Source organism: Rhizobium zaerense (assembly GCF_051810725.1).
Taxonomy (GTDB): domain Bacteria; phylum Pseudomonadota; class Alphaproteobacteria; order Rhizobiales; family Rhizobiaceae; genus Rhizobium; species Rhizobium leguminosarum_I.
This window is the reverse complement of sequence record NZ_CM132690.1, coordinates 265,055-277,490: the sequence shown is the minus strand read 5'-3', so window position 1 is coordinate 277,490 and position 12,436 is coordinate 265,055. Positions and strand designations below refer to the sequence as shown.

The following is a 12,436-nucleotide window of genomic DNA, read 5'->3' as shown; positions in this document are numbered from 1 at the left end:
CCAGGCCTTGAGCCTGGGATCCATGCCATTGCTGCTGATGGATGCGGTGTGGATGCTCGGCTCAAGGCCGAGCATGACGGAGGGTGGGGCGGGCGGAAGGAGCTATTCATGACGCAGGCGCCCGCACCAGGAATGCCATCCGCCAGCGAAACCAAACAATGTCGGCCCGAACTGAACTGACTTGTGAGGAAGGAGAGGGCTGTGCGTCATATCGGCTAAATGCATGTCGGATTTCTCCAAGGCCATCACCTCATCGCATCCCGCCTGACCTGTTCGCTCACTCGTCCCAGGAAACACCAGACAGCACGTTGGAAGGGATCGGCTCGTTCTCCCACAGGCCCTTCAGCTTGCTATCCCAGACGCCGAGTTTCGGCATGACGAAGAGGTAGAGCGCCGGCACGTCCTCGGCGAGGATCTTCTGCGCTTCGCCGTAGATCGCATTCTGCGCGGCGGGATCGGCGGTCTCCTGGACCTTCTTCATCAGCGCGTTGAAAGCAGGGTTCTTGTAATTGAAATAATAGGGATCGCGGGAATAGATGTCGATGTCGAGCGGTTCGGCATGGGCAACGATCGTCATGTCGAAGTTGCGGTCCTTCATGATGTCCTGGACCCACTTCGCCGGAAATTCGGTCGGCTCGATATTCATCGTCACGCCGATCTCGGCAAACATCGCCTGCATCACCTGGGCGCTGCGCGGCGCATAGGCCATCTGCGGCGATTTGATCGTAAAGGTAAAGCCGTTGGGGTAGCCGGCTTCGGCGAGCAGCGCCTTCGCCTTCTCGACGTCGTAGGGCAGCACATTGGTCATGTCCTGATAGCCCGGATCGTTCGGCGTGTAATGGCTGCCGATCGGCATGCCGAGGCCGGACCACGCGCCGTCGATCACCGTCTTGCGGTCAATCGCCATCATCAGCGCCTGGCGGACGCGTTTGTCGTCGAAAGGCTTCTTGGCAGTGTTCATGCCGGCAACGACCTTGAGCTCGGTATTGCCGATCCTGGTGACGAGCCTCGCATCACCGTCGAAGGAACTCATCAGCTCAGGTGCGGCAAATTCCGGGAAGGCATCGAGATCGCCGGATTTCAGCGCAGCCGCCTGCGCCTGCGGATCGGCGATGAAGCGGAAGGTCACCGTGTCGAGTTTGGCGGCCGCATCCTTGTTCCAATAATCGGCATTCCTGGTGAGTTCGACCTTGTCGCCCTTCGCCCAGCTGGCGAATTTGAACGGACCGGTGCCCACTGGCGTCGTCTTGTCGTCGGCAGCCGTCTTCGGTGCGACCATCACTGAGGCCGGCCAGCCGAGCCAGTAGACCAGGCTGCCGGTCGGTGCCGAGAGATGCAGCACCAGCGTTTCGGCATCAGGCGTGTCGATCGAGGCGATCGAGGCGAAGAAGCGTTTCTGCGGATTAACCGAATCGGCGCCGCGGGCGCGGTCCAGCGAAAACTTGGCGCTCGCGGCATCGAAGGCCTCGCCGTCATGGAATTTGACGCCGGTCTGCAGCTTGAACGTATAGGTCAGGCCATCGGGCGAGATTTCCCAGCTTTTCGCCAGTTGCGGCTGGATCTTGCCGGCCTGGTCGATCGTCACCAGCCCCTCGAACACGCTCTGCCAGGTCACTTGGCCGATCGCGACCGGTGCTGCGATCGTCGGGTCGAGACCGGTCGGCTCGACGCTCATGCCGAGATTGAGCGTGGTCTTCGCCGCCTCGGCCGGCGTCATCGCCGTCATCACCAGGCCGGCCGAAAGCGCGGCACCGAGCGAAAGCCGCCTGAAGAAACGCGCTGAAGGCGCAAACGAAAGCTTGGTCATCATGTTCCCTTATCTGGCCGCGCGTCGATGACGAAGACCTTTTGCGAGGAGAGTGACACTATGCCGGTGCACACACAATGACGATTTTGTGTCCTCAGTGTAGCCAAAAAAGCTACACCGTAAATCTGCGGGCAATGCAAGCTCGAAGCGTCAGTCTTTCGTCTCGGCCCGGCGGTTGGTGCGCTCGCGCATGAACCTCTCGATGAAGTCGAGGAGTTTCGTCGCCGCGTAGGACAGCTGCCGGTCCGGCGCCACGCAAAGATCGACATGGGTGCGGATGCCGGTCTTGCCGGCGAGCGGAATGGCAAGGAGCTGACGCGCTTCAATCTCACGGCGAACAGTCAACGCCGGCAGCAGCGTTGCGGCAGCCCCTCTGAGCACCAGTTCCTTCAGCATTTCGAGAGAGCTGGTGACGAAGACGGGATCGAGGCTCAGCCCCTCCTTCTCGAGCAGCGCGTCGAAGGCCTGGCGGAAGCCGAAGGATTGATCCGGCAGTGCCAAGGCGTAGTCGGCGAGCGTCCTCAGCGGGATCTCGGCATGCGCAGCGGCCGGATGCTGCGGCGTGGTGATGAGGTCATAGGCGATCTCGGAGCGCAGCCGCACCTTGGTGCCGGACATAGGAGGCGCAAACAGCGTCACCGCAATATCCGCCTCGGCGCTGTTGACGGCGTCGACCGCCTGCCGCGCGCTGGTGATCGTCACGGCAAAGCGCAGCTTCGGATATTTCAGGCTGAATTCGGCGAGCGCCGGCGCCAGCAGATTGGCGACGGTCGCGCCATTGGCATAGATGCTGACGCGGCCGCGCTGCAGGCCCTTCAAGTCTTCGATCAGCTGCTGTACGTGATCGAGTTCGCGCAGCGTCCGGCCGGCGCGGGCGGCAAGCAACTCGCCGGCGGCCGTCAGCTTGACGCCGCGGGCGCTGCGTTCGACGAGCGGCGCACCGAAATGATATTCGAGGTTCTCGATCTGCCGGCTGATCGCCGTCGGCGCGACATTGAGATTCTCGGCCGCCTGGCGCATCGAATTGGTCCTGACCAACTCGTCGAAATACATCAGCGCCCGGATCTGCATTCACGTCTCTCCGCCATTCGGCATATTGGATCTGTAGAGAGTCTGACCCTATTCAATCAGCCGCTGCTCGCATAGCGGTCGCGCCAAGCCTTTTGCGCGTCCTCGGCCGGCAGCGCGGTCGCCGCGTAGACCCCTCGGGCGATCGCCCGCGCCATGACGATAGTCGCGAGATGGCAAAGCTCCATCAGGCTCGCCATATCGTCTCTTCGATGCTTGGCCGTCGAAGCGGCAAAGACGGTGTCGCCGTCGAGCGGCAGGTGCGCCGGCAGCAGTGCCCGGGCGAGGCCGTCATGGCCGGCGAGCGAAAGCCGATGCGCTTCGGCCTTCGTCAGCTGCGCATCGGTCACGACAGCGCCGATCGTCGTCGCCGGGGTGTTCATGCCCTTGAGCCGCATCCGGTGGTCGGTCACATCAGGCATGCCGAGCCCGCCGAATTCCGCGTCTTTCTCGAAAGGCGCCGCCCAGAAATGTGGCCCGTCGCCGATCGTCGCCGAGCCGAGCGCATTGACGGCGACGATTGCCGCGACGCGGTGCCCGGCGCTGCTGACGGCGCTGGCTGAGCCAAGCCCGCCCTTGACGGTGGCCGTCGTCGCCCCTGTGCCGGCGCCTGTCGTGCCGAGCGCGAATGCGCCCTTGGCGGCCGCCTTCAACGCCGCATAGCCCATGTCGCGATAAGGCGAGTGAAGGCCCCAATCCTTGTCGCCGCCGTTCAGCAGGTCCATCAGGATTGCCTGCGGCACAATCGGAATACGCACCGACCCGACTGCAAAGCCGCGGCCGAGTTCGCGCAGGCCCGCCTGCACGCCGCCGGCGGCATCCAGCCCGAAGGCAGAGCCGCCGGAGAGCACGAAGGCATCCACGGCATTGACGGTCATCGACGGATCGAGCAGGGCGGTGTCGCGCCCGCCGGGCGCGCCGCCGAGCACGGTGCCGGATGCGACGGCCGGTTCGTCGAAGACGATGACCGTGACACCGGAACCGAGCGCAAGGTCGGTCGCATGGCCGACGGAAACGCCTTCGATGTCGGTAATGAGGTTCAGAAGATCGGGCAAGGGCGGATCCTTATCCGGAAAGGCGGCCGGTAGGACTGTACTGCATAATTCCTTAAATCGGAATCGATTTAAGGATAAAATTATGCAGAAATTCAAAGCGTTACAGCGTCCTTTGCGCGTCTGATAAAGACGCGCGGCGCTGTAATGCCCTCAAAAAACAAGACCGGCCCCATTTGGCGGGACCGGTCGGACATTACGAAAAGCCGTGAATGCTGATTGCGGCCTCATGTCCTCAGGCATGAAGCGGCTTCGGATGACGGCGGGTCATCAGGTCATGGATAGCCAGCCGCACCTCGTCCGGCGAGCCGAAGCGCTGCTCGTCGAGGTCGTGGACATGAAATTTCACGGCGATGAACTTCAGCCGATCTTCATCGGGAATGACGATCCCGACGGGAACGCCTGCGTATTCGATAACTTGCTTCTTCATAGATAGAACTCCTGCCGCGCAACATGCGCAGCCATGGCGAATTGACTTGTCTGGTACCGTTGAAAGGAGGACGAACGTCACATTCGACAGTTCGGGCGGGAGAGGGCGCCCGGACGGTCATTGCCAAGCACAGATCGCCCAAGGAGATCGGCGAGAATATCGATGTCTATCATGCTCGTTCCTTATGTTGGCGTTGCACTTGAGAGGTCCCGGTAGAGCCCGGAATCGGTGAAGGCTGTCTTCGATAATCTACTAACTTGGTAGAGATTACCCTATAGCCTGTCAGAAACATATTCCGAAACGTGTCAAAATATCGACGATCCGAAAAAATTCATTCCGTCGCAGTCCGAACTTACAGAAAGAAACATATCAGTCTTTCGTTAAATTCGCATGACAGAATCGGAAGTTCGATCGATCACCGCGGCAGACATAGGAAGCCTTGCCGTATCAAGCAATGGCCTGTTTCATTAAAAATCGACATGCCTCGAAATGACCGATTTGGTTAATGCCGGAAGCCCTGTGTCACCAGCCCTCTTCGAGTACCTTCTCCAGCATGTCCGCGAAGAAATCCGCGCTGTCGATGCTGATGCAGAGTGGCGGTTTGATCTTCAGCACATTCTGGTGATCGCCGGTCGGCTGCATGATGACGCCGAGTTCGAGAAGCCGGTCGCAGATGGCAGCCGTCTCTTCGGTCGCCGGCTCCAGCGTCGTTCTGTCGCGGACGAATTCGAGGCCGAGATAGAGGCCTATGCCGTGCACGGAGCCCGCAATCGGATGGCGGTCGATCAGCGCGGCGAGCCGCGCCTTCAGATGATCGCCGACCGTCCGGGCATTTTCCTGCAGCTTTTCCTCGGCCATGAGGTCGAGCACCGTCATGCCGGCGATGCAGCTGACCGGGCTGCCGCCGGTGGAGGAAAAGAAAGTGCCCTCCTTCTCCAGCGATTGCGCAATCTCCCGCGTGGTGATGACGGCGCCGAGCGGATGGCCGTTGCCCATGCCCTTGGCGACGGTGATGATATCGGGCACGACCCCTTGCTGCTCGAAGCCCCAGAAATAATGCCCGAGCCTGGCATAGCCGACCTGCACCTCATCGGCGATGCAGAGGCCACCACGGGCGCGCACCTGCGCATAGATTTCCCTGAGATAACCGTCCGGCAGCGGGATGCCACCGGCATTGCCGTAGACCGATCTGCAGATGAAGCCCGCAAGGCCTTCGCTCGCAGCATCAATTGCCTCCAGCACCGGCGTCGCCATGCCGAGATAATCCGCTGCCGTATCGGGACCACGGAAGTCGCCGCGATAGGTGTTCGGCGAAACGACGGTATGCACCCAGTCCGGCCGGGTGGTCAGTGCCTTTGGATTGTCGGCGATCGAGGTCGAGACGGCATCGCTTGCCGCCGACCAGCCATGATAGGCTTCGAGCAGGCAGAGCATGTTGCGCGCGCCGCTATGGGCTTGCGCCAGCCGTAGCGCCAGATCGTTCGCCTCCGAGCCGCTGTTGACCAGGAAGACCGCGTCGAGCCCGTCCGGCGCCAAGGCGGCGAGGCGTTCGGAAAATTCGGTGATTGCGGCATAGTGGAAGCGCGAATTCGTGTTGAGCCGCAGCCATTGGGCGTGGATTGCTGCCGCGAACCTGGGATGGCCGTGGCCGAGGGTGGTGACGTTGTTGACCATGTCGAGATAGGCGCGGCCTTCGACATCGAACAAATGCTCCTTCCAGCCGCGTTCGATCTGCGGCGGCGCCGCGTAATAGTTCTTCTGCGGCCTCGCGAGATGCGCCCGCCGCCTGGCGAAGAGCGCGGCGGTATCAGGTTGCGGCGCATCCGCTTGCGGGCTGAGAAGCAGCGAGGGCGAAGGGCAGAGCACCGACCAGGCCGCCGCCGCGCGGGGTGTGGAAAAGAGCGGCGGTTCGAGACCGGCGACGCTGCAAAGCTGGACGCGCAGCCCGCCGAGCGACGACGCCTCTCCGGTAACCGTGCCAAGCGGATCGCCGGCGGCAATCTGGGCTCCATCCTCGACCGACAGGTCGAGCCCATCGAGATGCAGGGTCATGCCGCCGCTGGCGAGCGTCAGATGCTGGTCCTTCCAGGCGATACGGCCGGCAAAGGGCGCTGCAATCGCGCTGCCTGCGGCAAGGCATATGTCGACATGCAGGGCGCAGGTCGCCTGTCCCTTCGCGGTTCCCGCACGGGAAAGCCGATATTCGCCGTAGCGCGTCGCTGCCGTGCCGTTTTCGGTTGCCACACGGGCAAGCAGCCGCCAGTCCATGTCGGCATTTAGCCAGTTGCCGGCGGAAAAATGCGGGCTCCGCACCCCAAGATCGACATAGGCGATCCCGGCGGGATCGATGTCCGGCAGCAACGGCAGCCAACCCGATGCTTCCGGGGCGGCGACATTTGCGCCGGCCGCCCTGAGGATCGCGGCTTCCATGAGTTCGAAGGGAACGGACATCGCCGTATCGAAGATCGCCCGCTCGTGCTCGAGATTGCCGCGGACATAGTCATTATCCGGATCGACCGAAATCTGCTGCTCGCTGCTGGCAACCAGAATGACCGCGCGTGCGACGGTCAACGGCCAGAGCGCCTTCAGCTCCTCGCCGGTCAGCGGATAGATCGCCTGATAGGCGGTGACGGCCGGCAGGATATGAAAAGGGTCGCCATCCGCCTGATGCAGCAGCGAAGCGCATGTAACGGCGAGGTCGCCGACCAGCCAGCCGCGGATGATATCGCCGAAATCGATCACCCCGTCGGGAATGGTATGGCCACGGGCGTCGCGGTGGCCGACGACATTGTCGCCGGTGACGTCATGATGCACGGCCTGCAGCCGAAGCGATGGCGCCAACGGCTGGATGCGGCGAATGGCCATCACCATGGTCTTGGCGATCCGGTCGCGTGCCGCACTATCGGTGATCGCGGACAGCAGCTGCACCGCGACCGGCCCGGCGCGCCTGAGATCCCATTGCAGGCTGCGGTCGAGACCGGGATGGTCGAAATCGGCAAGCGCCCGCGCCAGCCTGGCGCAGAGCGCGCCGAGGGCTGCAACGGAAGCCGGCGCCAGATAGGTCAGCTCCGTCAGCCCCTGGCCTTCCAGATATTCCAGCAGCCGGACCTGATAGCCCTGCCCACGCACGGTAAGGACGACGATCTCCCGCCCCTCATTGCTGCGGATCACCTGCGGAACGCGCGGCGCATCTTTCCTGCTTTTGAGGTGATGGATCGCCGCATTCTGTGCTTCGAGCTCGCGGATCTCGTAGGCTGCATGGCAGATCTTCAGGACGTAGCGGCCACGATCGCTATCGACGCGATAGTTTCGATCCTGCTGGCTGCCGAGTTCGGTAAGCGTGCCGGAGAGGCTGTAATGAGCAAGGAGGATCTCTTCCGCGTCGCTGGCGGTGACGTCGGGACGCGGCAGCGCCATGCGATCAACAAGCGCCTCGTCGGTCATGGCACCCCTCCCGCTGCATGATTCGATTACCTATTGAAGGAGATAATCGAGTACTTGCCGCTGGCAGGCAACGGGAGATTGTCATTCGCCAGCAAAAGAGATGCAGGGTCTAGGCGACGCTCAACCCATGCGTTCGGAGGCGTAACCGCCGGGGCTTGCCGGGAAGACCACGGTGCGGTTGCCGTTCAGGAAGGTGCGGTGATGGATATGGGCATGGATGGCCCGCGCCAGCACCTGGCTTTCGACGTCGCGGCCGATCGAGACATAGTCGTCGGGCGACTGCGCATGGGTGATGCGCGCCGTGTCCTGCTCGATGATCGGGCCTTCGTCGAGATCGGCGGTGACGTAATGCGCCGTCGCGCCGATCAGCTTCACGCCGCGTTGATAGGCCTGCTTGTAAGGGTTGGCGCCCTTGAAGCTCGGCAGGAAGGAATGATGGATATTGATGATCCGGCCAGACATCTTTTGGCACATCGCATCCGAAAGCACCTGCATGTAGCGCGCCAGTACGATCAGCTCCGTGCCGGTCTGTTCGACGATATCCATGATCTGGCCTTCGGCCTGCAGCTTGTTCTCCTTCGTCACCTTGATGTGGTGGAAGGGGATGTCGTGGTTGACCACGACCTTCTGGTAATCGAAATGGTTGGAGACGACGCCGACGATGTCGATCGGCAGGGCGCCGATCTTCCAGCGGTAGAGCAGGTCGTTGAGGCAATGGCCGAAGCGCGACACCATCAGCAGCACCTTCATGCGGGCGTTGCCGTCATGGATCTCGGCATCCATGGCAAACCGCTTGCAGATCGGCTCGAAGCCTTCCTTGAGTTCGGCAAGCGGCACGCCTTCCTCGGAGATGAAGCTCACCCGTGTGAAGAACCTGCCGGTGTCGAGATCGTCGAACTGCGAGCTGTCGACGATGTTGCAGCCCTTGTCGGCCAGATAGCTCGAAATCGCCGCCACGATGCCGCGCGTCGACTTGCAGGATACCGTCAATACGTAACTTGTCATGTCTTTCCCTCTTCCCTCTCCAAGGCCGCCGCTGTGCTTAGATCAAAGCCCGGGCCGCGAATAGGCCGGCGCACTTTCATTCATGCGACAAATTGCAAGAGAAACCATCATTTTTGCGCAAGTTCTCTCATTGCTCAGTCTCAAGCTTAGGAGAAGTTGCGCAAAAAACTGTACCGTCAGCGCCGCTTGGATGCGTAATCTCGCCTTCGAGCGTTTTAGGCCGGCGGCCGGCTCGCCACCGCAACCTTCGCGGCGCGGCGAGGTGATCTCATGGATGATCGCGCCGCCGATCGACGAGAGCACCAGCGAGAGGATCACGAAGAGCACCGGCTGCTGCAGGATGCCGATTGGCAGGCGATCGGCGGCGACCCTGAGAAAGGCCAGCGTGAAGGCGTGGGTGATATAGATGCTGTAGGAGCAGTCGCCGAGATAGTTCAGCCATCCCAAAACCGGCAGCCTGGAAAAATCGATGGAGATCGCGCCGTAGACGATGAAGATCGCCGGGATTCCCCAGGCATAGAACCGGCTTTCCGGCGGCATCAGCGCCTCGTTGATGAAAAGAAAGGCAAAGCCCATGGCAAGGGCCGCCCAGGCCCAGCGGCTCGGCAGCAGCAGCTTCTGCCCGTAGAGCCAGCCGAGCACGACACCGGCGAGGAATTCCAGCATGATCGGTTCGCCGTAGAACCGGGTCACAGTCGTTTCCGGCAGCAGCCGGCAGGCGATCAGGATGACGGCAAAGACGGCAAACATCGCCGGGATGCGCCGAACTTCCGAAAGCGGCAATAGCAGCGCAAAGACGAAGTAGAAGAACATTTCGTAATTCAGCGTCCAGCCCGGAACGACCACCGGCGTGATCGTGCTGGGATCGGCGGGATTGCTCCACGGCAGGAAGAACAGCGAGGCTGCGAGATGCGGCAGGTCGAACACCGTCGATTTCAGCAATGACGGGGCCACCAGCGCCACCGTCGCCGAAAACAGCGTCGCCAGCCAATAGAGCGGCACGATCCTCCTGATGCGCCGGCGGGCGAAATCGACCGGGCTCACGGCGCGTCCGCTTGTCGTCAGCCACATCACGAAGCCGCTCAAGACGAAGAAGATGTCGACGCCGGTTTCGCCATAGACGAAGGCGGTGGCGTCAAGCGCGGGATTGACCTTGGCAAGCTGCAATATGGCGTGGAAATAGACGACCATCAGCGCCGCGATGGCGCGCAGATATTGAAGCTGGACAAGCATCGGGCGTTTTGCTCCCTCGGGCTCGCGCGAACAGGCGCCGCTGCGGTCAACTCAATACATCTGCCGGACGACCCTGCCGGATGCGCGGGCTGTCGTGGAAGCGCATATATCCGACGACGAACCACAGGAGGCCGGCGATCTTCATCGAGAAGACCGCAGTTCCCCCGATCATCATATTCAGAAAAATGAAAAGAGAAAGTGAATGGGCGCAGCGCCGCTGTGCTGCCGTGCGCCCGGCGGGAAAGAGGCAGACGAACAGCCATAAGGCGATGACGCCGAAGATCGTCGCGGCGTAGATCAGGTAAACATAGCCGCTGTCGGCGAATTCGGCCACCCGGTCGACCGAAAGCCCAAGGATGGCGAGCGGATCGAGCTCCATAATCTTCTTCATCGTCAGGTTGATGCGGCCGGTGAAATTGTCGCCGGTAGCATTGGGTTTCAGCACGTAGACGAGGAAGCCGGCGGCGACGATCAGCGGCATCAGCGCCAGATTGAAATTCTTCGGGATCTTCGGAAAGACGAAGTAGCCGACGATGCAGGCAAAGCAGAAGATCAGCATCGTGCGCGTGTCGTTCGTCACCAAGATCAGCACGGCCGTGCCGATCATCAGCAGCCGGTCCCAGCGGCCGAGTCTGTCCCACATCGAAATCAGGTAGACCGCGATCACGCCGCAGAAATTGGCGAGCGACACCTGCTCGAGGAAGATCGACGAGGAACGATGGTCGATGATGCCGAAGGAGAAGCGCTCGGGAAAGCCGAGCGCGTTCTGAAAGAGGCCCGTCGTGTTGTAGCTCAGCGGCAGCAGCCCGCGCGTATTGGCGAAATAATCGGACGGGTGGACGATGCTGACGTAGAACGGCACGCTGACGATCTCGAAGATCAGGAAGATCATGACGGCAAGGCTTGCCCAGCGGAAGGCGAGCTTCATCGTTTTCTCGTTGCTCCAGCCGCCGAGCCCGGTAAAGCAGAAGATGATCAGCACGTTGCGGAAGTGATCGATGAACAGCATGCGGTTGAGCACGCTGACATAGATGGTCACGATGAGCGTGAACAGCAGGAACAGGAAGGCCGGCAGGTCGGTCTCGTAGATCCCCTTGTGCAGGATATAGATGATGGCGCTCGCCATGATCAGGCCTTCGCTGGCGGCGACATGCGTCATCGACAGCGGCACGACGTTGTGGTTGATGAAGGCGAGAATGCCGTTATAGAGCACGGAGAGCAGGCCGAGCCAGAGCACTGTATGATCGGTGCGCGATGCCTCGCGGGCGGCGCCGAGCCGGTTGCCGGCTCCAGTGGCGCCTACAGCGAATGTTGCTGTCCTGTGATCGACGACCGCCATTTTCATTTCCCCGCCGGCTTGACGGCTGAGCAAGTGCCGGTATCGGCTTTTGCCGCCTCGGCAAGAAGCCGCATCTGCGGCCGCTCGGGGCCTTTGCGCGGCTGGACGTTGAACGGCTCGTCCGCCGGCCACCATTCGCCCGCCGCCCAATAGGACCAGCCGAGCCAGGCGTCGCTATTTCCGGACATGGTGGCGTAGATTTCGGTCAATCCGCTCATGCAGTCCTTGTCGGTGGAGGCGCCGAATTCGCCGAGGAAGCCGCGCTTGTGGTGCTGCTTCAGCCAGGCGGTAACGCTGGCGATTGCCTCGACTGCGGCGCCTGCACCTTCGCAGGTCGGATGGGTTCCGGAGGAATCGGCGTCGAGATACTGGTGGACCTCATAGGCGTAGAAGTCGAGCGGATCGCGCACGCCGAGCATCACCGTGCCGTTGGCGCCGCCGATCACATCCTTTTCCCAGCTGCCCGCGCCGCTCCATGCCGTGCCCGGCACCAGGATGAGGTTGCGCGCGCCAACGGCGCGGATGCTGCGGATCGCGGCATTGGCGGCATCCAGCCAGTCCGTTGCCTTGATGTCGTGCGGTTCGTTCATCAGGCCGAAGAGAACGCCGTCCTGATTGGCGAATTCGACGGCAAGCCTTGCCCAGAAATCACCGAAGGCGGCATCCGTCGCCGGCGCCGTGCCGACCTGGGTCTTGTCGTAATAGCCGAAATTATGCGGGTCGAGCAGAACCGCCATGCCGTGCTTGCGGATCAGGCCGATGGTATCTTTGATCCGCTTGAGCTCGTCCTCGTCGAGCCGTCCGCCGAGCGCCGGCTGCAGCCGCTCCCAGCGGAAGGGCAGCCGGATGATCGTCATGCCCTTCTTGGCGAAATAGCCGATAGTGTCTTCGCCGGGATAGGTGTAGTTGGTGCCGTAGATGCCGCCGCGCTCGCCATATTCGCCGCCGGACAAATTGACGCCGCGATAACAGGGAGCCTCGGTCGCAAAGGCCGGCGACGGGATCAGAGCGGCCGCAAGCAGCAGCGCTGTCAGATGTCGTATCGTCCTCATGGCCAT

Annotated in this window: 8 protein-coding genes and 1 pseudogene; all 9 read right to left on the bottom strand. The window is 61.9% G+C overall.

Going from position 1 to position 12,436, the window contains the following annotated elements:
• Nucleotides 1–277: 277 nt before the first annotated feature.
• The 9 genes and pseudogenes from ACS4RR_RS01430 to ACS4RR_RS01390 all read right to left on the bottom strand — a co-directional run bounded on the left by ACS4RR_RS01430 (nt 278) and on the right by ACS4RR_RS01390 (nt 12,430).
• Nucleotides 278–1,807, bottom strand: coding sequence for an ABC transporter substrate-binding protein (locus ACS4RR_RS01430; protein WP_260111088.1), 1,530 nt, complete (start codon nt 1,805–1,807; stop codon nt 278–280).
• A 150-nt stretch (nt 1,808–1,957) separates the two neighbouring features.
• The gene (locus ACS4RR_RS01425; protein WP_260109830.1) at nt 1,958–2,878 is read right to left on the bottom strand and encodes a LysR substrate-binding domain-containing protein; all 921 of its coding nucleotides are present in this window, start codon (nt 2,876–2,878) and stop codon (nt 1,958–1,960) included.
• Nucleotides 2,879–2,934: 56 nt separating this feature from the next.
• The gene (locus ACS4RR_RS01420) at nt 2,935–3,930 is read right to left on the bottom strand and encodes a P1 family peptidase (protein ID WP_260109831.1); all 996 of its coding nucleotides are present in this window, start codon (nt 3,928–3,930) and stop codon (nt 2,935–2,937) included.
• A gap of 232 nt (nt 3,931–4,162) precedes the next feature.
• Nucleotides 4,163–4,357: a hypothetical protein gene (locus ACS4RR_RS01415; protein WP_003544544.1), complete on the bottom strand. Its 195-nt coding sequence runs from the start codon at nt 4,355–4,357 to the stop codon at nt 4,163–4,165.
• Between the two features lie 522 nt (nt 4,358–4,879).
• Nucleotides 4,880–7,801 (bottom strand): aminotransferase, encoded by a 2,922-nt coding sequence (locus tag ACS4RR_RS01410; RefSeq protein WP_456189610.1) that lies wholly within the window; start codon nt 7,799–7,801, stop codon nt 4,880–4,882.
• Between the two features lie 120 nt (nt 7,802–7,921).
• Nucleotides 7,922–8,806: a formyltetrahydrofolate deformylase gene (gene purU, locus ACS4RR_RS01405; RefSeq protein ID WP_018070299.1), complete on the bottom strand. Its 885-nt coding sequence runs from the start codon at nt 8,804–8,806 to the stop codon at nt 7,922–7,924.
• 215 nt (nt 8,807–9,021) lie between these two features.
• Nucleotides 9,022–10,039 (bottom strand): annotated as a pseudogene (locus ACS4RR_RS01400) (acyltransferase family protein).
• Between the two features lie 46 nt (nt 10,040–10,085).
• Nucleotides 10,086–11,378 (bottom strand): hypothetical protein, encoded by a 1,293-nt coding sequence (locus tag ACS4RR_RS01395; protein ID WP_260109834.1) that lies wholly within the window; start codon nt 11,376–11,378, stop codon nt 10,086–10,088.
• 2 nt (nt 11,379–11,380) lie between these two features.
• Complete coding sequence (locus ACS4RR_RS01390; protein ID WP_260109835.1) at nt 11,381–12,430, bottom strand: glycoside hydrolase family 5 protein; 1,050 nt, start codon at nt 12,428–12,430, stop codon at nt 11,381–11,383.
• Nucleotides 12,431–12,436 lie beyond the last annotated feature (6 nt).